This window comes from Bradyrhizobium sp. 26S5, from assembly GCF_036923295.1.
GTDB lineage: Bacteria > Pseudomonadota > Alphaproteobacteria > Rhizobiales > Xanthobacteraceae > Bradyrhizobium > Bradyrhizobium septentrionale.
Genome location: NZ_CP145948.1, coordinates 7,240,226 through 7,265,541, shown reverse-complemented (window position 1 = coordinate 7,265,541; position 25,316 = coordinate 7,240,226). Strand labels below are relative to the sequence as shown.

Here is a 25,316-nt window from a genome sequence, read left to right as displayed (position 1 = left end):
TGGTCGCCTTATGCGGGCAGGCAGACCTCCAGCCGGTCGCCTGCCACGCGCACCGGATAGGTCTGGATGTCGATCTCGACCGGACTGGTCAGCGCCTCGCCGGTCTTGATGTCGAAGCGGCCCATATGCAGCGGGCATTCGATCTCGCAACCGTCCAGAACGCCGTCGGACAGCAGCGCCTCCTCATGGGTGCAGATGTTGCTCGTGGCGTAATACTCGCTGCCGACGCGATAGAGCGCGATGTGGTGGCCGGCGATTTCGACGCCGTATGGTTCGCCTTCGTTCAGCTCGCCGAGTGTTGCGGCCGCGTGCCAGGTTCCTTGGTCTGCCATTGTGCCCTCTCAAATGCTGTAGAAATCGAGAACGGTCGGGACGCGGTCATTGACCAGCGTGATGATCTTGCGCGCGATCTTCCAGGTCTCGCCTTCACGTCGCAGCGTGTGCTGATAGCGTCCGTGGCGCAGATGCTCCTTTGGCACGCGCGGGTCGTAGACGTGGACGGAAAACACCGCGTGGCAGATGATCTGCTCAGGTCCGGCTTCGGACGCCTCCAGGTTCGAGATCTGGTGCACCGTGCGCGGCAGCGGCAGCGCGGTGATCGATTTGCGCGACTCGATGCGCCCGATCCGCTCTTCCAGGCCACGCCGGGCATGGTGATAGAGCAGCGAGACCTGCGTGTTGGGATCATTGGTGGTGCTGTATTCGTCGAGCCATGCCGGCACCCAGTAGACGGCATCCTCGCAGTACATCGCGACCCAATCGGCCCATTCGCCGGCGTCGAGCAGGCGGGCCTCGCGGAAGATGGTCGCGGATGCGATCGCGTGGGCATCCGTTTCCCTGATTGCAGCGGCTGCCATCACGCCGTCTCCCCCGCGGCGTGCCGCAACAGCCTGCGCCACTCGCGGTAGCCGGGATGGAAGTTCGTCTCGCCGCCGAAGCTGGTGGGGCCGAACGACCATTCGGACGGGGTGATGCCGAGCTCGCTTGCATGCGCGCTCTCGCCGCGGCCGACGTCTGCAATGCCGCGCAGATAGCCTTGCGTCGGTGGCGCGGTCGCCGCGTCGTAGCCGGTCTGGCAGAACTCATACATCACGTTGTCGTCCGAGCTTGCGAGCCCGGAAGCGTTGAAGAAGTCCTCGTAATTGCGAATCCGAAGCGTGCGCGCCGCGGCGCTTTCGCCGACCGGAGCCAGGCAATGCGACACCATCTCGGTCTTGTCGGGCGCCAGCGGCCGCCAGGTCCGCACCTGCGCGGACAGGATGTCGATGACCTGCAGGTTTGGAAAGATCGTGAGGTTGCGCTGGCGAAGCATCCATTTGGCGCGGGTGCTGCCGACGCGCTGCCGCACGGCATCCAGACGTGCCGTATCCATGCCGAGCGGCCGGCCATAGAGCTGGGTGCGCTTGATCGACCAGTTCACGGCGTGGCCGTAATCGAAGCTGAAGCTGCCTTGGCCTTCCTGCTCGCCCTCCGGCTCCGCAGTGAAGCCGGCGTCCGGTCCGGCACTGGCATTGCGCTTCTTCAGGATATCGACGTAGGAGCTGTGCGTGGTCGCGAAATGATAGTAGTCGAGACCGTTCTCGAACTGCAGCTTCCAGTTTGCGTCGAACGTGTAGGTGCTGGCGCCCGGCACGAACTCGACTTCGCCGCTGTCGCTCTGATCGATGATGAGGTCGAGGAAGGCGCGGGTGTCGCCGAGAAACTCCTCCAGTTGCGGAACGTCGGCCGACAGGCTCGCGAACAGGAAGCCGCGATACGAGCCAAGGCGTGCAACCGGGAGCAGGTCATGGTTCTGGTTCGAGAAGGACGGCGGATACTGCCCGCTCGCTTCCTCCGTCACGGAGATGTTGCGGCCGCTCGAATCGTAGGCCCAGCCGTGATAGCGGCAGACGTGGAATTTCTGCCGGCCCTGCTTGAAGGGACAGACGATCGTTCCACGATGCCGGCAGGTGTTGAGGAATGCGCCGACTTTTCCGTCGGCGCCCCGCATCACCAGAATCGGATGCCGGCCGATATGCGTGGTGACGAAGTCGTTGGGCCGAGCGATTTGGGATTCCAGGCCGATGAAATTCCACGTGGCCTCGAAGATATGGCGTAGCTCGGCGTCGAACACGGCGGGATCGGTGAAGACCCGGCGATCGACCTCGAAGACGCGCTCGGCAGGCCGGTCGTCGACGAGCCGAGAAATCTCGCTCAGCACATGGTTCTGCGAAGCAGCGCTCATCACGTCCTCCCTTCGACGTACCGCCGGATGCGCAAGGAGCGGACGAACCCGAGGTCGCCCGCGGCATCATTGCAGCTTCACGGCTCCCGTCCTTCGCAGCGGGAATAGCCGGCTTGATCGCCAATCTTGGAACGACTCTATAGTTGTCATGACAACTATCGTCAAGCCGATTGGTTCGCCGAGACCGGAGTTGGACGCGGTGGTGCAGCAAACGTGGCCTGCCCGGACGGCCGCAGTGCGGAATGAGCAGGTCGTCCGGAGTGGTGAGGAGCGCTCAGGCTTTGCGCGCCGGCGCGGTCAGGATAATTCCCTCATCGATCAGGGCGCGGCAGATCTTCTTCAGCGCGGCAATCGCTTCACGTGTTGCCCGGCTGACCGGCCGCCCGCGCGGCAGCGCCAGCACGCGCTCGGCGCGCATCCACGGCAACAGCGCCGCCGAAAGGCTTCCTGCAGCCACTTCCTGGTGAATTCCGGAGAAGGGCAGCAAGGCATAGCCGAGGCCCGAGGCCACCATGCGCTTCATTGGGGTGCTGTTGTCGACCCGTACTGCGCAGAGCATGGTCGACGGGAACGGGTTGCGGCTGAGCGGGGCGATAGCCGATGGCAGGGCGTCGAACTCCTTGCGGGTGAGTTTGCCGCGCTTCAGCAGCGGATCGCGCGACGGACCGATCAGGAACACCTGCTCGACAACCAGCGTTTCATAGTCGAGGTGATCGTTGGGGGAGGGCGTCGTCACGATCGCCAGATCGAGCTCACCCCGTAACAGGCGGTCGGATGCGTTCTCCGTCAGGCCCTCACTCAACTCCAGCCGCACGCGCGGAAACTGCTTCACGAATATCTGGGCAAGCGGTGCGTAGAGGATGTCGCCGAGACTCGGTGGCGCGCCGATCCGCACGGTACCGCTGGGCTCGCGGTTCTCCGTGCGCACTTCGGCCTTGATGTCGTCGATTGTGCCAAGCAGCCAGCGCCCTCGCGCGAGCAGCACCTTGCCGGATTCGGTGACGGAGACACCGCGCGCACCGCGCTCGAGCAACGCGCCGCCCAATTCGTTCTCGAGTTCCTTGACGTGGCGGCTGAGCGCCGACTGGGCGACATTCAGCGTGCTCGCTGCGGCGGCGAAGCCGCCACGCTCGGCGACGGCGACGAAATAGCGAATCTGCCGCAAGTCCATGATGAGGGCTCCATCTCAAATCGAGATGGATACCATATCAAACGTATTCTTGTGAGATACCAAAAAGAGAGCAGTCTCCTGCCAACGATCAAACGGAGGAGAGACGAGGATGGGTATCGCCACCGACGAGGCACGCCAGACGTCAGTATTCATCGCCGGCGGCGGGCCGGTCGGCCTTGCGATGTCACTGCTGCTCGATCGCTTCGGCATCGACTGCGTGGTGGTCGAGAAGAGCCCGACGACGACAGATCATCCCAAGTCGCGCGGCTGCTGGGTCCGCACCATGGAGATCTTCCGGCAGTGGGGGATCGAGCAGGCGATCCGCGACCGCGGCCTGCAGGACAATTCCGACATGTTCGTGTTCCTCGACAGCATCGCAGGTCACGAATTCGGCCGCACCCGTCCCGAACCGAATGTCGGCCATACCCCCGCCTGGAAGAGCCTCGTCGCCCAGGACGCCGTCGAGGAAGAAATTCTGCGGGTGGTAGAGAAGTCCAAACACGCCACGGTCCTGTTCAACACCGCCTGTGAATCGTTCGAGGAGACCAACAGCGGCGTCAGCGTCACGACACGTTGCGAAAAGACCGGCGAGGTGACGCAGTGGACGGCGACTTATTTGATCGCCGCCGATGGCGCCGGCAGCCAGACCCGACGCAGCGCCGGGATCGACATGGTCGGACCGCCCACGCTGGCGGTGATGTCGAACGAGTATTGGCGTGCCGACCTGTCGCGGCTGCCGATCGCGCGCGAGGCCGCCGGCTTCATCATCATCCCGGACAGGCCCGATCTGCCGCGCGCCGGCATCCTGAACACCAATGGCAGGGATCGCTGGTTGACCGTGACCCAAATCGGCCAGACCAAGGACGATCGCGAGCGGCCGTGGACCGACCAGGAGTTCATCGAGATCGCGCGCGGCCATGTCGGCATTCCCGACCTCGATGTCACGCTTCTGAACCGCTCGATCTGGCGCGTCAGCATGCAGGTGGCCGAGACCTTTCGGAAGGGGAGGGTGTTTCTGGTCGGCGACTGCGCGCACCGTTTTCCGCCGACCGGCGGCTTTGGCCTGAACTCCGGCGTTCAGGACGCACACAATCTCGCCTGGAAACTTGCCTTCGTGCTGAAGGGCTTGGCGGATGAGAAGTTGCTCGACAGCTATTCCAGCGAGCGCCGCCCGATCGCGCAGTCCAATGCCAATTTCAGCTATGGGAACAGGTTGCGATTTGGGCTGACCGACGACGCCGTGCGATCGCGGAATCCGGACCGGATCAAGTTCTGGATCAACGATATGGACAATCATCTGCACAGTATCGGCCAGAACCTCGGCCACAATTACGAGGAGGGCGCGGTGATCCCCGATGGCACCGTCGCGAAGGCGCTGAACTCCCGCTACTACACGCCGACGGACCGTCCCGGCGCGCGCTTTCCGCATATGTGGCTCGAACCGTCGCGCAAGAAATCGACGCTCGACTGGTTCGACAAGGAGTTCACCGTCGTCACGGGGCCGCTCGGCAGCGAATGGCTGGAGGCAGGAAAGCAAGTCTCCGAGAAGACCGGCTTGCCGCTCGCGTTGAAGCAATTGCCGGCGGCCGACCCGGCGGACGGATTCCAGCTGGGCATGCGCGGCGCCGTGCTGGTGCGCCCCGATGGGCATGTGGCGTGGCGCATGCCGTGGCTGCCGTCGGATCCGGCGAAGGAATTGGCCGGCGCGCTTTCAACGCTGCTGCATTAGCGGGGGCTCCAATGCAATCGTTCGAAGCCTATGGCGTCGTCACGGCATATGAGAAAACCGGACGTGGTGAGCCGCTTCTGCTGCTGCATGGCGGTGAGGCCGATCATTCGATGTTCGACGGCCTTGCGCCTCTGCTGGCCGCGCATTTCACCGTGATCGCCTATGACCAGCGCGATTCCGGCGCCACCAGAAATCCTCCGTCGCCCTATTCGCTGGCCGATCTGGCCGATGATGCCGCGGCCTTGATCGAGGGGCTTGGCTACGATCATGCCCATGTCATGGGAACCTCGCTGGGTGGCCTGATCGCGCAAATGCTGGCGGCCCGGCATCCCGGCAGGATCGACCGCCTGATCCTGAGCAGCACCTGGAAGGTCAACAAGAGTCCGCTCGACGTCAATGCGGCTGCGTTCCGCACGCTCGCGTCCTACCGCGCGGACACCATAGCCAACGCACCGAAGATTGCGGAGTTCTTCTTTCCGCCGGATTACCTGCGCGCGCGGCCCGAACTGATCGACATCTTCCGGGGCTCGAGCCGCGACGACGGCCAGAAGGCGCGGCGTGGCGCGCTGCTGGCGCAGCCCGTCGCCGCCGATCTGGCCAACTTCGATCGTCCGACGCTCCTGCTGGCCGGCAGCGACGACCGGCTGATCCCGAATGCCGAGACATTTGCGCTCGCCTGCGATCTTGCATGCGTTGAGACCAAGACCATCGCGGACGTCGGCCACGTCGCGTCGATCCAGGCCCCCGAGCGGGTGGCGGAGGCAGTGACAGCATTTCTGCATTCAAAACAATAAGACGGCTTGACAACGACAGGGGGAGACCATGGCTGAGCAAGTGAGCGCAGTGTCGTTCGACGAGGCGCCGGTGACGACGCGTTATTGGCTATCGATCATCATCTTCGCCGTCACCGGCGTGGTCGACTTCTTCGATTTCTTTGTGGTCGGATTTCTGGTCTCGGTGCTGGCGCCGAAATGGCATCTGACGTTCGGGCAAACCTCGATCATGCTGATGAGCGCCGGGATCGGGGCGATGCTCGGGGCGTTCGCTTCCGGATCGCTCGCAGATCGCTTCGGGCGCAAGCCGCTGGCGGTTGCCGGCGTCATGCTCTGCGGCGTGAGCTCGGGCGCGATCGCGTTGATTCCGGAGGACGGCTGGGTTGCCTTTGCGATCCTGCGTTTCTTCGTGGGCTTCGGCCTTGCCGCCGGCGCGGCAGCGGCGGTTCCTGCCATCGTCGAATTTGCGCCGACCCGCCACCGCACGCTGGTCACGAGCCTCGTGGTCGTTCCGGTCGCCTTTGGCGTGCTCGCCGCGTCGGTCACGGCGAGCTTCCTGCTGCCATTGGTTGGCTGGCGCGGATTGGCGGCAGTCGGCTTCTTGCCGATCATCCTCGGGATTCTGACCATGATCATCATGCCGGAATCGCCGCGCTGGCTCATCAGCAAGGGCCGCGTGCGCGAGGCGCAGGCGAGTATCCGAAAACTCTATCGGGTCGGCGGCGATGCGTTCGTCCTGCCCACGCTGCCGCCGGCGAACTCCGCGACATTTGCCGATCTCTTTGCCGAACAGCGGCGCTTCTGGCTGACGGTCCTGATCTGGTTCGGCGCCAGCACGGCGAACTACGGCGTCTTCCTGTGGGGACCGACGATCGTGGCGCTGCTGCTCGGCGTCGCGCCGCAGGATGCAGCAAAGATGTTCATCTACGTCAGCCTCGCCGGTGTCCTTGGCCGCACCGGCTTCGCGTTCCTGGCGCATCGGATCGGCCGCAAGCCCTGCGGCCAGCTGATGGGCTATGGCACCGCCGTTTCGCTGGCACTGGCCGCCTATTTTCACAATGACTTTGCCGGTTCGGTCCCGCTGTTCCTGGTGTTCCTGATTGTCGGCGCCGTGTTCTTCGACGGCGGGTTCTCGAACATCGGGCCTTATCCCGCGGAGATCTTTCCGGTGCAACTTTCGGGACGTGCGGTCGGCCTTGCCCAGCTCGCAAACGGGGTTGGCAAGATCGTCGGGCCGCTGTGCCTCGCCTTGATCGCCGGTGCGGACAATCTGGTGCATCCAGGCGCGACCGCCTCGGCGGTGAGGCCGGCGTTCTTCTTTCTTGCCGGCGCGGGCCTCTTGATCGGGCTTGCCTTCACTTTCCTCGGCGTCGAGCCGCATGGGCGCCCGGTGGCCCTGTTTGGTGAAAACGCCGGTTCAAACGCTGCAGCGAAGCCGCTGGCGGCAAAAACGGCAGCGTGAGTGGAAGATGGAAGGTCAGACCATGGACAATGCGCTCGAACCGATCGCAACAGCGGCGCCGTTCAACACCGCAAAACTCGATCGGCTGATGGAGGAGGCGGGCATTGACGTGCTGATCGCGACCTCGCGGCACAATGTGCAATATCTCCTTGGTGGCTATCGTTGCTTCTTCTTCGACGTCATGGAGGCGATCGGCACCAGCCGCTATCTGCCGGTGTTCGTCTATCAGAAGGGACATCCAGACAATTCCATCTACATCGGGAACGGCATGGAAAAGTTCGAGCATGAACTTGGGCGGATAGCGGCGCCGATTGTCAAAACCGGCAGTTGGGGCACGATCGATGCGATCGGGCTTGCGATCGATCATGTGCGGAAGCTCGGGGGCGGGACAAGGCGCGTCGGCGTCGAGGCAGGCTTTCTGCCGGCTGACGCCAGGGATCATCTGATCGCCGGCCTCGACGAGGTCGAGCTCCGCGAGGCCCACTTCACGCTCGAACGCCTTCGTGCCGTGAAGTCTCCCGCCGAACTCGCGCTGATCAGGGAAGCGTCCGAACGGGTCGTCGATGCGATGCTGGTGACGTTCAAGATCTGTGCACCAGGTATGACCAAGAACGATGTCGTCGCTCGCCTGCGGCGCGAGGAACAGGAACGCGACCTCGTCTTCGAGTATTGCCTGATCGCCGCGGGAAAGAGCCACAACCGTGCGCCGTCGAGTCAGCGTCTTGCGGAGGGCGATGTGATCTCGATCGATTCCGGAGGAAACTACCGGGGATATATCGGCGACCTCAGCCGCATGGGCATCCTGGGGGAGCCCAACAACGAGCTTCGCGAATTGCTGCAGGAGATCGAGGACATCCAGCAGGCCGCGCGCCGCGTCATCCGGCCGGGCGCCATGGGTGGCGACGTGATTGCGTCAGGCGAGGCCGCCGTCAAATCGTCTCCCCATCGTGCCGTGCTCGACTACACCGCGCACGGAATTGGGTTAGTCAGTCATGAAGCGCCGCGTCTGACCGCGACCGGCCCGGTGCCTTATTCGCCGTACGATGCCGATCGGCCGCTCGAAAGCGGGATGGTGATTTCGGTCGAAACTGCGTTGCTGCATCCGGCGCGCGGCTACATCAAGCTGGAGGACACGCTGATCGTCTCCGAGACGGGCTGGGAAGCCCCCGGTGACCATGGCCGGGAATGGAATGCGACGCGTTCCAACGCGTAGATGGCCGATCAGGGCCATCTCGCCAGTCATTTGCGCGACTGTTTCGGTGCGATGCCGGGAGTGTGCGCCGCGGCTTCGAGGTAACCGTTGCGTTGCTTCTTGATCCCGTTCCAGAAACTTTCAGCCGCGTTGGTGAGGCGAGATCGGGAACGAAACAGGCAAATGCTGATCGCAATGTCCCATTCCTCCCCGCCTGCTCTTAGCAGCCGGCCGCTCTGCAGCTCGCGCTGAACGAGGCTGCGGGGCGCCCAGGTGATGCCACGGCCTTCACGCGCCATGTCGACCAGCAACATCACTGGCGCCGAGAAACTCGGAACGAGAACGGCCGCAGGCTCCTTTGCCGCAAGGAACGAGTTGACGATCCGTCCCACACCCGATCCTGGATGGTAGGCAAGGTAGGGCAGCGGAGCCTTGGTGGAACCTGGCAACTGATAGCGAGGCATCGGCTTGCGTCGGCGGCCACCTCGCGGCGTGTGCTTGGAAGCCGGTGCGCTGATCGGAACCAGCACGTCGGTGTCCAGCTCGATGCGTTGAAAGCGATCCGTATCCAGTCGTGTGACGAGGGTTGGGTGATAGTGAGTCAGCAGGAAGTGCGCCTGTGCTTCGAGGAGGAGTCTTTCACACCCGCCAAAGTTGGATGCGACGAGTTGCACCGCCGAACCGGTCCGGGCACGATCCGTCTTTCGTATCCAGTCCGGAAAGAACGACTGCGAGAGCGCGTGCGTGGCGATGAACTGGATGGTTTCGGCTTTCAGGCGCGCCGCCTCCAGTGCCTCCTCCCGGCCGTTCAGGACTCTGCGCAGCACATCCTCCGCGATCGGACGGAAGCTCTGCCCGGCGGAGGTGAGCGTCACGACATGGGTGCTCCGCTCGAACAGCGGTGTACCCAGCCATCCCTCCAATGCCTTGATCCGGCGGCTCAGCGCCGGCTGGGTGACATGGCGGCGCTCAGCGGCGCGCGAGAACCCGCCCTCCTCGGCGATCGCAAGGAAATCCTCCAGCCAAATCAGGTCCATAATGACGTTTTGTCCTCAAATCATGCCGATACGGCATTAGCGCCGGACAGGCTGCTGGTCCAATGTAAGCGCCATCGCAAAACCAGAACAAGGCGCCATCCAGATCCGGCATGGCGCGAACACACTTTTGGGGGAAACGAATTGCAGGTCGCCACAACTCCGCTGTCCGAGTCCGTCTCGAGGCCCGCGTCCGAGCGGCGGCGCAAGCCGCTCTGGCGCGAGCAGTATGTGCTCGTGGTGGCCGGTGCCGCGCTTGGCGCGCTATTCGGCGCTTTGTTCCCGGCTGTTGCCGTCGAGTTCAAGCCGCTCGGCGATATCTTCATCTCGCTGATCAAGATGACGATCGCGCCGCTGATCTTCCTGGTCGTGGTCACCGGCATTGCGCAGGTCGGCGACATGAAGGCGGTGGGCCGGATCGGCCTCAAGGCCCTCGTCTATTTCGAGGTCGTCACGACCCTGTGTCTGCTGCTCAGCTTCGTCGTGGTGCGTTGGGTCCAGCCCGGCGCGGGTGTGGCCCATGCCACCACGCAGCAGGCCGAGACGGTTGCCCGCTACGCGCAAGCCCATGTCGGATCGCTGTCGGCCTACATCCAGCATATGGTGCCGGAAAGCTTTGTCGGCGCGTTCGCGAGCGGCGACGTGCTCCAGGTGCTCGTGCTCGCATTGTTGTGCGGCATCGGCCTTGTCCTGCTCGGCGACAAGGCGCCGCCGCTGCGGTCGGGCCTGGAGCGGGTGACCGAGCTCGTCTTCAGCGTCGTCCATGTCGTGGTGGCGCTGGCTCCGATCGGCGCCTTCGGCGCCATGGCCTTCACGATCGCGAAGTTCGGTGCCACCACGCTTTATGCGCTGGCGCTTCTGGTCGGCACGGCCTGGGCGATGATGGCGTTCTTCATCTTCGTCGTTCTCGGCACGATCTGCCGCATCGCGGGTGTTCGCCTGATGGACCTGCTGCGCCTGTTGCGCACCGAGCTGCTCGTCGTGCTCGGCACCTCATCGTCAGAGACCGCCATCCCCGGGATGATGGAGAAACTGCCGAAGGCGGGTGTCGGGCGGGCGGTGGCTGGCCTCGTCATTCCTTCCGGCTATTCCTTCAATCTCGACGGCGTCGCGCTGACGCTGCCGCTGAGCACGATCTTCGTCGCCCAGGTCTACGGTGTCGAGCTGACGGCCGCGCAACAGCTCAGCCTGTTCGTGGTGATGCTGTTCACCAGCAAGGGTGCGGCCGGCGTCACCGGCGGCGCGTTCGCGGCGCTGGCGACGACCGTGGTCGCGGCCGGGTTGCCCGCGGAAGGACTGGCGCTGCTGCTCGGCATCGACCGCTTCATGTCGTTGGCGCGGGCCATCACCAATACCATCGGCAACGCCGTGGCCGCGATCGTGGTCGCGAAATGGGATGGCGAATTCAACAGCGAAGACTGGGCTCGGTCTTCCGCTCAAATCCAGACAGCAAAGTAAGGACCCATGGCTACCAATACAAATGAACTGCCGATCGTGGCGCTGACCCCGGGTGACTGCACCGGTATCGGCCCCGAACAGACCGCGCGCATCCTCTCCGACGACCGGCTCAGCGATGCTGCGCGCCTCGTCGTGATAGGCGACGCCCGTGTGCTGGACATGGGCATGGCACATGCCGGCGTGAAGCTTGACGTCGAGCGGATCAGCTCGCCCAAGGCGGCTCGCTGGGGACAGGGCACCGTGCAGCTCGTCGATCTCGGCAACACCGATCCCGCGAGATTTCCGCTCGGCAAGTCCAACGCCGAGTCCGGCCGGCTGACCGGTGAGACGCTGTCGCGCGCGATCGAGTTCGCCAGGGCCGGCGAGATCGACGCCATCGCATTCGCGCCGCTCAACAAGCGGGCGATGTTCGACGGCGGCTGGAAATTCCCCGACGAACACAAGATGTTCGCGAACCTGCTCGGGCACAAGAGCTACTTCTCCGAGATGAACGTGCTCGACGGCCAATGGATGTCGCGGGTCACCGGACATCAGTCGCTGCGCGAGGCGCTGGACGGCATCAATGCGGAAAGTATCGCAGATGCGATCGAGCTGGTCGACCGGATGATGCGCAGGGCCGGCGTCGCCAGGCCGCGTATCGCGGTGGCCGCGCTCAATCCGCATGCCGGCGAGGGCGGCCTGTTTGGCCGTGACGAGATCGAGTTGATCCGCCCGACGGTCGAAGCGGCCGCGAAGAGAGGGATCGCCTGCAGCGGACCTTATCCCGCGGATACGGTCTATGTCCGGGCGTTTGCCGGCGAGTTCGACAGCGTCGTCGCGATGTATCACGACCAGGGCCAGATCGCGACCAAGCTGCGCGGCTTCAACCGCGGCGTCACCGTCACGGCCGGGCTCGAGACCGTGTTCACCACGCCGTCGCACGGGACGGCATTCGATATTGTCGGCCAGGGCGTCGCGAAGACCGGCGCCTTCGAAAGCGCCGTCCGCCTCGCGGCGCAGTTGGCCTCGATGAAATCCTCGACGAAGTCTTTGGAGACATCCCATGCCCACTGATCGCAGGACCCTGATCCGGGCCGCCGCCGCGCTTCCGCTCTCGGCGGTCGGCAGCAGCGCGGCCTTCGCGCAAGCCTCCGCGCCAGCGCCGGCGGCCGCGCCGCCCAAGGAGGTCACCCGCGCGCTTGCGCATTATCTCGTCACCGCGAGCTATGACGAGCTGCCGGCCAATGTCCGCAAGGAGGGGGTTCGGACGCTCCTGAACTGGGTCGGCGTCGCCATCGGCGGATCGCATCACGAGACCGTCGACATTGCGGTCGCCGCGCTCGGTCCGTTCTCGGGTCCGCAGCAGGCCTCGCTGTTCGGGCGGCGCGAGCGGTTCGACATCATGAATGCGGCCTTCATCAACGGCGTGTCGAGCCACATCTTCGACTATGACGACACGCATCTGAAGACCATCATCCATCCCGCCGGTCCCGTCGCCTCGGCGATCCTTGCGCTGTCGGAAATGCAGCCGGTCTCCGGCAAGGAGTTCCTGAACGCGCTGGTGCTCGGCGTCGAGACCGAATGCAGGATCGGTAACTCGGTCTATCCGAACCATTACAATGTCGGCTGGCACATCACCGGCACCGCCGGTGTGTTCGGGTCGGCGGCGGCCGTCGGCAAGCTGTTGAAGCTGAACGAGCAGCAGATGATTTGGGCGTTGGGCCTCGCGGCGTCGCAGCCGGTCGGCCTGCGCGAGTCCTTCGGCTCCATGAACAAGAGCTTTAACCCCGGCCGCGCCGCGTCCAGCGGCATCTTCGCCGCCATTCTGGCTTCGAAGAATTTCACCTCGTCCGACGCGATGATCGAAGCCAAGCGCGGCTGGGCCAATACGATCAGCACCAAGCAGGATTACAACGAGATCCTGGGCGACCTCGGCAAGCGCTACGAGGCGGCGCTGAATACCTACAAGCCGTTCGCCTGCGGGATCGTGATGCATCCTGCGATCGACGCGGCAATCCAGCTTCGCAACGAGAACAAGGTGACCGCGGACCAGATCGAGCGCGTCGAGTTGAAGGTCCATCCGCTGGTGCTGGAGCTCACCGGCAAGAAGACGCCGCGGCAGGGGCTTGAAGGCAAGTTCAGCATCTACCATGCCGTTGCGGTCGCGATCGTCGAGGGTGCCGGCGGCGAGAAGCAGTTCAGCGATCGCGCGGTGACCGATCCAACCATCGTCGCGCTGCGGGGCAAGGTTGTGCCGGCGATCACGCCCGGCATCAAGCCGGAGCAGGTCGATCTGACCATCGTGCTCAAGGACGGACGCAAGCTGAACCGCTTCATCGAGCACGCGATCGGCAGCGTCGAGGTGCCGATGAGCGACAAGCAGCTCGAGACCAAGTTCTCCGACCTCGCGGACGGCATCATTCCCGCCGCGATGATCCGGCGCGTCATGGATGCTTGCTGGAATGTCGAGAGCCTGCCGAACGCGGCGGACATTGCCAAGATGTCGGTTTCGGCCTGATCGCGGAGGAAGCAGCATGCCGTCACGCCGCCGTTTCCTGCAATCCGCCGCTTCGGTTGCCGCGATGGCCGCCGCCGGCGGCCGCCCGGTGCGCGCGGCGGGCCCGGGCGTCACCGAACGGCTGGCGCGGTACATGGTCGCCGCGCGCGATCAGGAGCTGCCCGAGCAGGCGGTGCTGGCCTGCAAGCACCGCATTCTCGATACGCTCGGTGCCATGGTGTCGGGCTCGCGCATGAATCCGGGCATCATGGCGCTGAAATATGTCCGCAGCCTCGGCGGCGATGCCCAGGCCTCCGTCGTCGGATCCGATTTCCGGACCACGGCGGTCAACGCAGCGCTGGCCAACGCCATGTGCGCCCACGCCGACGAGACCGACGACTTCGAGCCCGTCACCAAGGCGCATCCGGGATGCTCGGTCGTGCCGGCAGCTTTCGCCTTTGCCGAGCGGGAACATCGCAGTGGGCAGGACGTCATGCGCGCCGTCGCGCTCGGCTACGACCTGTGCCGCCGCCTGCTGATGGCGCTGGGGCCGGATCTCGTGCGTGGCTCGCATCGAAGTGCCGAAGGAACCTCGTCGACCTTCGGTGCGCTCGGCGCCGCCGCGTCGCTGGCGCGGCTTGACGAGAAGGGGATGCGCTATGCGATCTCCTATTCGTCGCAGCAGGTCTCCGGCCTGTGGAGCTGGGTTAGGGATCACGACCATGTCGAGAAGGCGTTCGACTTCGCGGGCATGGGCGCGCGCAACGGCGTGATGGCCGTCGACATGGTCCGCGCCGGGTTGACCGGCGTCGATGATGTGCTCGACGGCACCCACAATCTCTTCATCGCGCTCTCGACCGATCCGAAGCCGGAGGAGATGGTGAAGGATCTCGGTAGCCGCTTCTACGTTACCGAGACGGCGATCAAGACCTTTTCGGTCGGCTATCCCATTCAATCGCCGCTGGATGCCACGCTGACGCTGCGCAAGCAGCATGGCCTCACACCGGACAACGTGCGCAGCATTCTGGTCAAGCTTCCGAGCGATGCGATGGGAATCGTCGGCGAGAGCGCGATGCCGGACGTCAATTGCCAGCACCTTGTGGCCGTCGCCCTGGTGAAGGGGGCGGTGTCGTTCAACGATAGCCACGACGCCGCGCTGATGCATGACCCGAAGATCCTCGAGCAACGCGCCAAGGTGACGTTGGCCGGCGACAAGGCGCTGATGGACCCCGCCGCGCCGCGCGGCGCGGTTGTCGAGGTGACGCTCAACGACGGCAGGAAGGTCGATCACTTCACCAAATATCCGCCGGGCACCAGGGAGAGCCCGGTGAGCACGGAAGCCGTGGCGGCAAAGACGCGGGACCTGATCGCGCCGGTGCTGGGCAGCGAGAAGACCGAGACGCTGATCGAGCAGATCGGCAATCTCGAGCGGATCGACGACATCGGCAAGCTGAGGCCATTGGTGACGGCCTAGAGAGGCTGGTGGCTGCGCGAACAAGGGAGGAGACGCCGGATCGGGCCAGGCAGGACCGAATGAGCGATCGATGTCCTTGATGGGCCCGCGGCAGAACGTAATGGCAGGAGCCTTAGAGCGCACCAAATCTGCCATGATTGCTTTCACGATCGGCTTTGAAGCAAATCGTCGCGGATCTGGCGGCCCTGGTCAGCCGGTCCCGGCACGTGCCGAACAGCCGCACGGGCGCTTAATGAGCGCTTAACGCTTTTGCGCAACAGATAAGGCCACCAGCGCGGAATTAGTCCTAGTTACGAGTGCGAGCCGAGCTCCCGAGGAGGGGAATCGGATGGGACTGCTTTTTGTTGGAGTGCTGGCAGGAGTCTTGATCGGCTTTGGCTGGGTTGCGCCTTCCCGAGGATATTTCCTTGGGTGCGCGTCACAACCCTGTTTCGACAGGGTTGCCGTCGTCCAACCCGCGCAGCCAATGCCAGCGGCATCGGCGCCAGATCCTGCGATCGTCAAATCGAATTCTGCCACTCCGGCAAGGTCCGGCAAGAAACCCCCGAAGAAGCGGGGATCGGCCGACCTCACCAAAGCGGCAGCTCCGCGAACGAGGATCAGCGTCTCGCCATCCGAACGCCCCGCGGGCACATCAGATCCTGTCCTGGACAAGGCAAAGGTCACGATCGCGACGAGGATGGAGGATCCAGGATCGGTCGAATTTAGCGATATGAAGCGCGCAATGCGAAAGAACACGCTTGGACGCCCCGTGGATACGATCTGCGGGCGTGTAAAAGGAAGAAGCGCGTCAGGCAGCGAGACTGGAGATATGCCGTTTCTGTATCTCGTGAAGGAGGATGAAGCATATGTCGTCGACGGCAAGTCAGGGTCGGCGGCTTCAATCGCGTATCGAAATATCTGCAATTAGGGAATGCGTCGACTGCGTCACTGCGCGGTATGCGCCCAAATGATTTGAGCGGAAAGAATTTCCAGCCAAGCGCCAAGTGATCCCGTGCCAAGCGATCCCGTAGTGGATACGGCACCAACACTGGCGCTGTACTCTCGTAGTACCGCATTCGGGACGAATGCAGCATCACGAGAGGCGAAATGGGAATATCGCGGAAATTCTTTTAACTTCGGGGAAATCATGCACGACATAGCGCACTCCTCAAAGCGGCTCAATGAATCCCTTCACTTGCCGGTTCTGGTGATCGTCGAGCCGCTCCTGTTGCCTCGCACATGCATTCTGAACGTCCTCAGGCGGGAACTCGACGAACTCGAGATCCTTGACATGGCGACAGTCCAAAGCCTGGACTGCACGTCAGCCCGTGATGTTCGTCTGGTGGTGCTCAGTATCGCGGACAAACCCATCGGCGATCCCTCGGTTGAGGACGATTTTGCCTTCGTTGCGGAGTGCTGTCCCAACGCCGCCGTTGTAGTCCTGTCAAATCATGACGACGAGCCGACCGTGCAGGCCGCGATGCAGCGGGGCGTGCGCGGCTTTCTTTCCACCTCGCTACCAATCGAGATCGCCATAGCTGGCCTGCGCCTTGTTCTCGTCGGCGGCGTCTACAGGCCGTTGCCCGTCGCCGGGATGAACAAAATGCCGGATTTCGAGCCGCCGAACGCGCGTGGGCTCGCGTCCGCATATCTGATCAACGAGGCAGCCAGGCTGGCTATCGACAGGAGCGTGGCCGATCTCACGCCTCGAGAGCAGCACGTTCTGGCGGAACTGGAGCTCGGCCTGCCCAACAAGCTTATCGCCGCCAAATTGAACCTCTCGGAAAGCACCGTCAAAATGCACATTCAGCACATCATGAGGAAATGTGCCGCCCACAATCGCACGGAAGCGGTCCTCCGTTGGCGCGGCCGGTTGCCCGCGCAGAGTCGTGATCTCGAGCCGGGCGCAGCTCTGACGACGGAGACCTAGTCACCTTGACCAGGATCAATCCTCCCTGAATGCACCGCGGAAGCTATCGAGCAGGGGCCTGAGTGCGTAAAGTGCGACGGTGCCGCGCCCTGTCGTGATGAACACTTCAACCGGCATACCGGGGACGATCCGGATGTCGTTTTCTGCGATCTGCGCGTCGTCGATCCGGATCCTGGTTGCGTAGTATGGCTGGTCGGTACGCTTGTCGAGAAGCCGGTCAGCGGACACATGCACGACAGTCCCCTTCAGTCGCGGCACGCGACGCTGATTGTACGGTACGAGATGCACCTCGGCATTGAGGCCGGCGTGAACCACATCAATGTCCTCGGGTCTCAGGCGGGCGGTCACGATGAGGCGGTCTTGCCGGGGTACCAGGTCCATCAGCGGCGCACCCGCCCCGATGACGCCGCCGGCTGTATGGATCCGCAGGTCGGTTATCACGCCATCCTCAGGCGCCTTGACCTCTGTTCGCGATAGCTGATCCCTGGCCGCAAGCAACCGCTCGCGGAGCTGGAATATCTGGTTCTGCGCTTCACGAATCGACTGCGCGATCTCGCTCTGCCTTTCGCTCTCTAGCTTGAACAATGTGGCCTGCTGCTCGCTGATGACCTGCCCGGCGCGGGAAATCTGTGCGGTGATCTCGCCGCGGCGACCCTCAACGTCGGCCAGTTCGCGCTGCAGGTTCAGAAGCCGCGGCCGCCGTTCGAGTCCTTTGTTGACGAGGGTCGTGACCATGTCCAGTTCCTCCCGGACGATATCGATTCGCTGCCTGGTAGCGCTCTCCTGAGCCCTGAGACCTTCGATCTCCCTTTCAACTTGAAGCATTCGCTCGCGAATGACCGCAAGCTGCGACTCGTGAACCTGCCGACGTGCCTGAAAAATGAACTGCTGCGCCGACAGCGCTGCGGCGGCCACTCCATTCTGCCTGCTGTCCTGTTCCAGCGCGCTGGGGATTGCGATCCTCTCAAATCTCTGCTGCTCGGCCTGAAGCCGTGCGGCACGGGCAATTGCATCCCACAACTGACCTTGAAGGCTTTGCACCTCCGAACCGGCTCGGGTGTCGTCCAGCGCGATCAGCATCTGTCCGCTTCGCACGACATCGCCGTCCGAAACCAGGATCTTCCTCACGATACCTCCTTCCAGATGCTGAATTGTCTTGCGGCTCGATTCTGATTCCACGACGCCGGACGCGATCGCGGCGCTCTCGAGAGGCGCGAGGCTCGCCCATGTGCCAAGCCCCAGCATGAAGAAGGCCACCAGCAGATTGCCCGCGAGCATGATACCGCGAAGCCTCCGGCGCGGAGATGTCGGCGTGGGTGTCGAGCACCATGGATATTCAAGAGGCTCGAAATCATCGATTGCGGTAACCACGGCTCCAAGTCGTCCGGCGAACGGGGGCCTTGCAGGCGTTCGCATGACCTGGTCCCAGATCACGGGAAGTCTCGAGACCGCTGGAAGTTTCGCCAGATAGTGAGAAAAGCTCGAGATCATGGCGCAATCTGCGATGTAAGCTGGGGACGGCTCAGATGCCGTTCGAAAATTTCCTCGCTGTCGCCGAACGCGACGACCGCACCGTCTTCCATGATGGCGATCTTGTCCGTGGCTGCCAGCGGACCCATGCGGTGCGTAACGACGACAAGGATCGCACCTGCGAGCTTCATGCGCTGGATGGCATCCAGCAGCATTCGCTCGCCCCCGTAGTCGAGGCTGGCGTTGGGCTCATCGAGAACGACGAGGCGTGGACTGCCGAAAAAGGCGCGGGCCAGACCCAGGCGCTGCCGATATCCGCGCGAGAAGACTTTCTCACTGTGGACCACCGTGTCGTAACCCTGCGGCAGGCGCATGATCGCCTCATGGATTCCGGCGAGCTTGGCCGCTTCGGAGACCTTCCGCCGATCGGCATCATCGAGCCGTGCGATGATGTCGTTGATCGTATCGCCGATCAGGTCGATGTCCTGAGGAAGATAGCCGAGATGGTGGCCGTTTCGGCCTTCGCGAAGCAGCGAGACGTCGGTATTGTCGAGAAGAACACGGCCATGCGTTGGCATCGACAGCCCGGCAATCACCTGGCCAAGCAGGGACTTGCCTGACCCGGACGGACCGACAATGCCGAGGCATTCTCCGGGCGCGAGCGTGAACGAGACGCCGTTCAGCAGAAGATGGTTGGTCCCTGCAAGCCTGACGCCGACATTCTCGACGACGAGCCCGCTCCGGGCTTGCCGCGGCGAAATCTCCGTATCTCGCTGCCCGGCGGCGGGGAATGCGGCGAGAAGCGCGCCGAGCCGCTGACAGGCGCTCGCGGCTGTCGCGAGTGACTTCCAGCCTGCGATCGCACTTTCGACCGGCGCGAGCGCCCGGCTGAACATCAGCATGGAAGCGAAGATGATTGCCGGACTCTTCCCGTGATCGAGCACAAGCCACGCGGCGGCCCCCATGATCAAGACCTGCGACAGCGCGCGGACCGGCTTGGTGACCAGCATGACGATCTCGCCCCGCCGGATTGCCGCATCGTGCTCCCTGCGCGCCTCCTGCGCGTCGTGATGGATCATGCGCGCAGCGCTATCGAGCATTCCCATGGCGCGGATCATGTGGATGTTGCCAGCGGCAGCCTGGAGGCGGCCGTAGCTTCTGGACAGTGCGGTGCCGGATCTGAGCAGAACGTCTTCCGTGACCAGATCTCCGACAAGGGTGATAGCGAACAGGAAGGCTACGCAGCAGGCACCGACTACGCCCAGCAAGGGATGGATGAGAAAGAGGACAAGAAGGAACAAGGGCGTCCAGAGCGCGTCGAACAGCATCGGACATGCGCCGGACTCAATGAATTGGCGCAGCACGGTGAGATCCCGATATGTCCCGGATGCTTGCGTCCAATCGCTGCGAAACGCCGATTCGAGGCCGGCCGAAAGCACGCAAGGACGGAGCCGATCGTCGAGCCAGGCGCCAAGGCGCGCCAGCAGTGCACGGCGCAATGCATCGAACACCCCTCCGACCACCACCGTGATCGCGACAATGAGCGTGAGCAGGAGCAGTGTGTCGCCGCTCCGGCTCGACAAGACTCTGTCGTAGATCTGAAGAAGGTAGATGGAGGGAGCAAACAGAAGCAGATTGTAGCTGCAACTATACGCGAATACGAGACCGAGCGGTCCCGCGCAGCACCAAAGGGCCGCATGCAGTGGTGTCCGGATCTGCGGCAGGATCGGCATCTGAATGGGCGGCATCAGCATGATCGTCACCGCCTGAAATCGAGGTCCGACGCACTTGCTCGATGGTCGGCGTCATCTGCCAACGGCATCGGCGGGGCATTCGCTTGAACTCTAGGACCGGCGGCGGTGGCCACCGGTCCTGCCAGTCGGACGAACCGGTGGTCAGAGCGTATCGAGATGGAAGCTCACTTCTCCACCCAACGCGGCGTTGCCGTCTCCGCCATTGCCGCCGATGCCGGCCAGGACCTCCTGATGCTGGTCCACCGCGAGCTTGTTGATCTGAGTGGCATCCGTATTGGCGTATACCTTGGAAGTATCATGGCCGCTGTAGGATTTCTGGCTTCCGTTCGACTCGGCGGCTCCGCCGTTGGCTTTCGCAAACAACGAGGCTGTCGCGTTTGCGCCGCCGGCGTCCCAATCCGCCTTCTGAGTCACGTGATCGCCGGTGCTCACATGCACATCGGCGCCTTCTGCCTTGTTGGTCGGATCGAAGTTGACCGTCGGCTTGCTGATGATAGCTCCCTTGAAGGTACCATCGCCGCCATTTCCGACACTTTGACCACCGGTGTTGATCGATTTGAATTCGATCGAATCCGAGATGTGAATCGCCTTGGGCAACATGTGAGCCTCCGTGCTTCTGTTGGCTGTCTCGCATCATCCATCCCGATCAGGCGGACGCGCGCGGCAAGTCTGATCCGCCCATGCGCGATGACGATAGATGTCAAATCGGACACCATCCGGTTCGGTCGATCTACGTACGAAAGTATGTCATTCTTCCCGCAACATCCGGGCTCGAAACGTCCGGGGACGGCGCCTTTGGGTGAGCTCGTATGCACAGGGCCGCCTTCCGACCGGGCCGGCGCGCGCGGTTTGATATTGCGCTATCCCATCAGGTGAAGGTCTGACAGAAGGTGGGCGGTAAGATCGCCACCCAGCGCGAGATTGCTGTAGCCGCCGTCTCCGCCAAGTCCGGCGATCTGCACCGCACTCTGGTCGATGTGCACGTTGTTGACCTGATCGGCCAGGGCCGTCGAATGGGGACCTGCGATTGCGATGTTGATGGGTGCATAGATGGCGACGCTGACATCGACCAGGCTTCCGGCAAAATAGCCGTTGCCGCCATTGCCGGCGCCGTTCGAACCGGTCGCAATCGTGTCGGAGCCGCCCCACAAGCCGTGAGAGAGAAGGTTTGCATGGCCGCCCGTCGCGGCGTTGCCATTGCCGCCGTGTCCGCCAATGCCGGCGATCTGAACTATGGATTGATCCACGTCGGCGTCATTCGTCTGGACCGAATGAACGTTGGAGCCATAGCCCGCGACTGCGATGTTGATCGGGGCGTACAGCACGAAGGAGGTATGGACGAGTCCGCCGTAGAACACGCCGTCGCCGCCATTGCCGGCCTGGCTTCCGCCCGTTTGAAGGTCCGAGACGCCCCCTCCGTTTGATCCCCAACCGGGGTCGAGCGTGATGATGCTGCCGCCGGCGGCCACGTTGCCATTTCCGCCACTTCCGCCGACGCCCGCGATCTGTATGGCCGATTGATCGATGTCGACCGTGTTCGATTGACTTGCTTGCGCAGTTCCGCCCGGGCCCGCCACCGCAATATTGATCGGATGATAGATCACCACAGGAGCGTCCACCAACGCACCCGAGAAATAGCCGCTGCCGCCTTTTCCGGCGCTGTTGTGGCCGGTCGCGATCACGTCGAAGCCCGAGGAAGCACTGACGCTCCCTCCCGATCCAATGTTGTCATTGCCGCCATGGCCGCCGACGCCGGCCATCTGAAAGGCGGATTGATCGACATTCAGATTGTTGGACTGGCTGGCGAGGGCGACCGAGCCGTATCCCAAGCTTACAGAGATGTTGATCGGTTCATAGATCAGCACCGACGCGTGAATGATCCCCCCGTAAAAATAGCCATCTCCGCCGTTCCCGGCCGTGTTCGCTCCGCTCTCGACCTTGGCAATGTCCGTCCCGGGATGGGATGCGCCGGAAGCGGACGTGGTGGGATGCTCGGATTGAACCGGATGGGAGTCATGATGCTGGGTATGCGCGCTCGCCGGGTGCGCTCCAAGGCCTGCAAGTGGGCCGGTGCCATGAACCAGGGCAGCAGCTCCGCCGACCGCGTCAGTCGCGAACGGGGCGCTCGGCGCAGGGCCCGGTTCATCGTCACCATCGTACCCATCGTGGTGAAGAGAGGCGTGATGCAGCCGGATTCCATCCGACATCCGTAAAAAATCCATCATAGCCTTCCTCATCGCAATCGCTCCGCGCAATCGGACGGGTTCTGCACTCCGGACAGAATGTCATCCAGGGAAGGTTGAAAGCCCAGCCGGCAGTTTGGATATAGCGGTTCGTGTGGAGCCGTAACATCGGCTACATCCGTTTGGGTGCGGTTATAGCCTTCTGACTTTGTGCGGGCCGAGACTGGAAAGTGCGAATCCTGGTGCCGCTCGGGCCGATTGGCCAGGGAAGGCCTCGCTTACACGAATTTTCAGAGCAGATGTCGGACGATCATCGACCGCCCGGCGCTTTCGCTCGGCAGTGGCTGGGCAGGCAGCTCGGCTTTGTTGACACTTCGACGAACGTTCGCTTTTCAGATTGTACGTGGGTTGCAACGAGGTAGAGGACACCGGCGATACACAGCGTCGCCAGGCTCGCGACTGCCACGCGCACCCCACCCTGAAGCAACAGCTTACCTAGCTTGCGGATCATCATGTCGGGTGGAATAGAGTTGAGTCGTTAATCGTTCGTAGGCCCGTGCCTATTATCGACCTGAGAGATGGTGATTGCGTTGCTCAACGTCGTGAGAGCTCGCGAGATTGGAAAAACAAGAACCGTCCAACCAGGCTCGTCCAGGCATGACACCGGAACGGACAGAGCGCGTATCTGTGGCGAAAACTGTGGCGGCGCTTTTTTGGCTTGTGCGGGACTGGCTACAACCCTTTGATCTCATTGGTGGGCCCGGCAGGACTCGAACCTGCAACCAGACCGTTATGAGCGGCCGGCTCTAACCATTGAGCTACAGGCCCCGCCGCCTTGCGGGCCGCATGGCGCGGCCGGCAACGGTGCGGGCTCCGTTTACAGGGTGCGCGGGGTTTCGGCAATGCCGCACCTCGCGCTCCCTGACCGTCCGCGTCAGTCGACCGAGACGCCGGCGAACTCGACGACCTTGCGCCATTTCTCGGTCTCGTCAGCCACCAGCTTGCCGAATTCGGCCGGGGTCATCGGCTTCGGGATGCCGCCGACCTCGGCGAGGCGCGCCACCAGTTTGGGGTCCTTCAAGGCCTCGCCGACCGCCTTGTTGAGGATGTCGACGATTTCCGGCGGCGTCCCCTTCGGCGCGGAGATGCCGTAGAACCCGACCGACTCGAAGCCCGGCACGGTCTCGGCGATCGCCGGCACGTCGGGCACGCTTGGCCAGCGCTGCGGCGAGGTCACGCCGAGCGCACGGACGCTGCCGCCGCGCGACTGCTCAAGCGCCGACGGCAGATTGTCGAAGATCAACTGCACCTTGTCGGAGATGATGTCGGGGAAGGCGATCGCTGATCCCCGATACGGCACGTGCTGCATGTCGCACTTGGTCATCGCCTTGAACAACTCGGCCGACATGTGCACCGAGGTGCCGTTGCCGGACGAGGCGTAGGCGATCTTGCCCGGATTGGCCTTGCAGTAGTCGATGAACTCCTGAACCGTCTTCACCGGCATCGCGTTCGAGACCACCAGCATGTTGGTAAGCTGCATGATGCTGGCGACAGGGGTGGTGTCACGCAGGAAGTCGTAGGGCAGCTTCTTGTAGAGCGAGGTCGAGATCGCATTGTTCGGCGCGACGAACAGCAGCGTATAGCCGTCCGCCGGCGAGTTGATCGCGGCGGCGGCTGCGATGTTGCCGCCGGAGCCGGCGCGATTCTCGACCACGAATTGCTGGCCGAGGTGATCCGACAGCCACTGGCTCATGATGCGGGCGACGATGTCGACCGGGCCGCCGGCGGCAAAGCCGATCAGCCAGCGTACCGGACGGTTCGGATAGTCGGATGCGGAGGAGGGGCAACGGAGGCAATGCAACACATCAAACCAAGCAACGCGGCACGCGCAAATCGGATCATCATTTCTTCCCGTCATTTTCTTGTGACTGTTGCCGGCATGGTTTCACAAAACGCTGCCTTTGCCTACGACCCCGCCCGTGCGACGATAGTCTTGCTCACGTGCAATGCTTGAGGCCCGAGATGAAATTCGCTGTTATGATTTGTGCCGGCGCGCTGCTGCTCGCGGGCGGCGCGGCGGCGCAAGAGGGGGGCAAGACCATTTCCAAAACCACGATCAGTTTCGCCACGGCGACGCCGGGCGGCGGCTTTCCGCTCTATGGCAACGCGTTTGCCGAGGTGATGAATGCGGCCGATCCGACATTGTCGATCGAGCCGCGCAACACCAAGGGCTCCAACGAAAACATCCCGCTGCTCGAGGCCGATGGCATCGATATCGCAACCGTCGCCGGCGAGCCGTCCTATGAGGCCTTGATGGGCATCGGCCGGCCGAAGGCCACCAAGCTGAAGATCCTCACCGCGATGTATTCGAGCCCGGGCATGTTCGTGGTCCGCGCCGACAGCCCCTACAAGACGATCCAGGATTTGGTCGGTCAGCCCGTCGCGTTCGGCGCCAAGGGCTCGGGCCTGCCGATCCTGTCGCGCTATATCCTCGACGGCATCGGGCTGAAGCAGGACGAGGACTTCAAGTCGATCTATCTCGATCGCGCCGGCGATGGACCGGCGATGGTTGAAGACGGCCGCACCGCGGCGCTGTGGGGCGCCGGCATCGGCTGGCCCGGCTTCAGCAAGATGGCCGAGAGCGCGAGCGGTGCGCGCTTCATCGCGCCTGATGCCGACGAGATTGTCCGCATCCGTGCCAAGCACACCTTCCTCAAGCCGCTGACGATCCCCGCCGGCAGCTATCCGAAGCAGACGGAAGCAATTTCCTCGGTCGGCTCCTGGAGCTACATCCTGGTGCGCGAGAGCCTGCCCGACGATGTCGCCTATCGGCTGGCGAAGACGCTGCACGGCGTCGAGGCGACGTTCTGCACGAAGCTCGCCCAGGCCTGCGAGACAACAGCGGCGAACACCGTCGCCGCTGCGCCTGACATCAATCTGATCCACCCCGGCGTGCTCAGATATTTCCGCGAGATCGGGGTAGCGAAATGACCACTGCATGGAC

Annotated in this window: 20 protein-coding genes, 1 tRNA gene and 1 pseudogene; 11 read left to right on the top strand and 11 right to left on the bottom strand. The window is 63.3% G+C overall.

Going from position 1 to position 25,316, the window contains the following annotated elements:
* Positions 1–8: 8 nt before the first annotated feature.
* The 4 genes from V5279_RS34235 to V5279_RS34220 all read right to left on the bottom strand — a co-directional run bounded on the left by V5279_RS34235 (position 9) and on the right by V5279_RS34220 (position 3,395).
* Positions 9–332 (bottom strand): non-heme iron oxygenase ferredoxin subunit, encoded by a 324-nt coding sequence (locus tag V5279_RS34235; protein WP_029083648.1) that lies wholly within the window; start codon positions 330–332, stop codon positions 9–11.
* A 9-nt stretch (positions 333–341) separates the two neighbouring features.
* On the bottom strand, positions 342–857 hold the full coding sequence (locus V5279_RS34230; RefSeq protein ID WP_338691456.1) for an aromatic-ring-hydroxylating dioxygenase subunit beta: 516 nt from the start codon (positions 855–857) through the stop codon (positions 342–344).
* Positions 857–2,224 carry an aromatic ring-hydroxylating dioxygenase subunit alpha gene (locus V5279_RS34225; RefSeq protein WP_338691455.1) on the bottom strand — a complete coding sequence of 456 codons (1,368 nt, stop codon included), beginning with the start codon at positions 2,222–2,224 and terminating at the stop codon, positions 857–859. The genes V5279_RS34230 and V5279_RS34225 overlap by 1 nt, the downstream gene beginning before the upstream one ends.
* A 274-nt stretch (positions 2,225–2,498) precedes the next feature.
* A complete protein-coding gene (locus V5279_RS34220; RefSeq protein WP_338691454.1) occupies positions 2,499–3,395 on the bottom strand; it encodes a LysR family transcriptional regulator in 897 nt (298 codons plus the stop codon).
* 109 nt (positions 3,396–3,504) lie between these two features.
* Between V5279_RS34220 and V5279_RS34215 the strand changes: the two genes are divergently transcribed.
* Genes V5279_RS34215 through V5279_RS34200 form a run of 4 tightly spaced genes read left to right on the top strand, consistent with a single transcriptional unit; the run spans position 3,505 to position 8,572 of the window.
* Complete coding sequence (locus tag V5279_RS34215) at positions 3,505–5,124, top strand: FAD-dependent monooxygenase (protein WP_338691453.1); 1,620 nt, start codon at positions 3,505–3,507, stop codon at positions 5,122–5,124.
* Between the two features lie 11 nt (positions 5,125–5,135).
* A complete protein-coding gene (locus V5279_RS34210) occupies positions 5,136–5,918 on the top strand; it encodes an alpha/beta hydrolase (protein WP_338691452.1) in 783 nt (260 codons plus the stop codon).
* Between the two features lie 28 nt (positions 5,919–5,946).
* Positions 5,947–7,359: an MFS transporter gene (locus V5279_RS34205; protein WP_338691451.1), complete on the top strand. Its 1,413-nt coding sequence runs from the start codon at positions 5,947–5,949 to the stop codon at positions 7,357–7,359.
* A gap of 7 nt (positions 7,360–7,366) precedes the next feature.
* Complete coding sequence (locus tag V5279_RS34200; RefSeq protein WP_414645867.1) at positions 7,367–8,572, top strand: M24 family metallopeptidase; 1,206 nt, start codon at positions 7,367–7,369, stop codon at positions 8,570–8,572.
* Between the two features lie 26 nt (positions 8,573–8,598).
* On the opposite strand, the gene V5279_RS34195 is transcribed toward V5279_RS34200, so the two are convergent.
* Positions 8,599–9,588: a LysR family transcriptional regulator gene (locus V5279_RS34195; protein WP_338691450.1), complete on the bottom strand. Its 990-nt coding sequence runs from the start codon at positions 9,586–9,588 to the stop codon at positions 8,599–8,601.
* A 141-nt stretch (positions 9,589–9,729) separates the two neighbouring features.
* Between V5279_RS34195 and V5279_RS34190 the strand changes: the two genes are divergently transcribed.
* The 6 genes from V5279_RS34190 to V5279_RS34165 all read left to right on the top strand — a co-directional run bounded on the left by V5279_RS34190 (position 9,730) and on the right by V5279_RS34165 (position 16,905).
* Positions 9,730–11,043 (top strand): cation:dicarboxylate symporter family transporter, encoded by a 1,314-nt coding sequence (locus V5279_RS34190; RefSeq protein WP_338691449.1) that lies wholly within the window; start codon positions 9,730–9,732, stop codon positions 11,041–11,043.
* A 6-nt stretch (positions 11,044–11,049) separates the two neighbouring features.
* A complete protein-coding gene (locus tag V5279_RS34185) occupies positions 11,050–12,096 on the top strand; it encodes a PdxA family dehydrogenase (RefSeq protein WP_338691448.1) in 1,047 nt (348 codons plus the stop codon).
* Positions 12,086–13,540, top strand: coding sequence for an MmgE/PrpD family protein (locus V5279_RS34180; RefSeq protein ID WP_338691447.1), 1,455 nt, complete (start codon positions 12,086–12,088; stop codon positions 13,538–13,540). The genes V5279_RS34185 and V5279_RS34180 overlap by 11 nt, the downstream gene beginning before the upstream one ends.
* Before the next feature lie 16 nt (positions 13,541–13,556).
* Positions 13,557–14,993 carry an MmgE/PrpD family protein gene (locus tag V5279_RS34175; RefSeq protein ID WP_338691446.1) on the top strand — a complete coding sequence of 479 codons (1,437 nt, stop codon included), beginning with the start codon at positions 13,557–13,559 and terminating at the stop codon, positions 14,991–14,993.
* Positions 14,994–15,321: 328 nt separating this feature from the next.
* A complete protein-coding gene (locus V5279_RS34170) occupies positions 15,322–15,903 on the top strand; it encodes a hypothetical protein (RefSeq protein ID WP_338691445.1) in 582 nt (193 codons plus the stop codon).
* Between the two features lie 219 nt (positions 15,904–16,122).
* Complete coding sequence (locus V5279_RS34165) at positions 16,123–16,905, top strand: response regulator transcription factor (RefSeq protein WP_414645966.1); 783 nt, start codon at positions 16,123–16,125, stop codon at positions 16,903–16,905.
* Between the two features lie 15 nt (positions 16,906–16,920).
* Here the strand turns inward: V5279_RS34165 and V5279_RS34160 are convergent, their stop codons facing one another.
* The 6 genes and pseudogenes from V5279_RS34160 to V5279_RS34135 form a co-directional block, all read right to left on the bottom strand.
* On the bottom strand, positions 16,921–18,183 hold the full coding sequence (locus tag V5279_RS34160; RefSeq protein WP_338691443.1) for an HlyD family type I secretion periplasmic adaptor subunit: 1,263 nt from the start codon (positions 18,181–18,183) through the stop codon (positions 16,921–16,923).
* A gap of 209 nt (positions 18,184–18,392) precedes the next feature.
* A complete protein-coding gene (locus V5279_RS34155) occupies positions 18,393–20,129 on the bottom strand; it encodes a type I secretion system permease/ATPase (protein WP_338701542.1) in 1,737 nt (578 codons plus the stop codon).
* A gap of 141 nt (positions 20,130–20,270) precedes the next feature.
* Positions 20,271–20,729, bottom strand: a complete 459-nt coding sequence (locus tag V5279_RS34150; protein WP_166298369.1) for a hypothetical protein — start codon at positions 20,727–20,729, stop codon at positions 20,271–20,273.
* Positions 20,730–20,989: 260 nt separating this feature from the next.
* On the bottom strand, positions 20,990–22,354 hold the full coding sequence (locus V5279_RS34145) for a hypothetical protein (protein WP_338691442.1): 1,365 nt from the start codon (positions 22,352–22,354) through the stop codon (positions 20,990–20,992).
* Positions 22,355–23,064: 710 nt separating this feature from the next.
* Positions 23,065–23,140: transfer RNA gene (locus V5279_RS34140), tRNA-Ile, on the bottom strand.
* Between the two features lie 106 nt (positions 23,141–23,246).
* A pseudogene (locus tag V5279_RS34135) lies at positions 23,247–24,214 on the bottom strand (Bug family tripartite tricarboxylate transporter substrate binding protein).
* A gap of 120 nt (positions 24,215–24,334) precedes the next feature.
* Between V5279_RS34135 and V5279_RS34130 the strand changes: the two are divergent.
* Complete coding sequence (locus V5279_RS34130) at positions 24,335–25,303, top strand: TAXI family TRAP transporter solute-binding subunit (protein WP_338691441.1); 969 nt, start codon at positions 24,335–24,337, stop codon at positions 25,301–25,303.
* Positions 25,304–25,316: the final 13 nt, after the last annotated feature.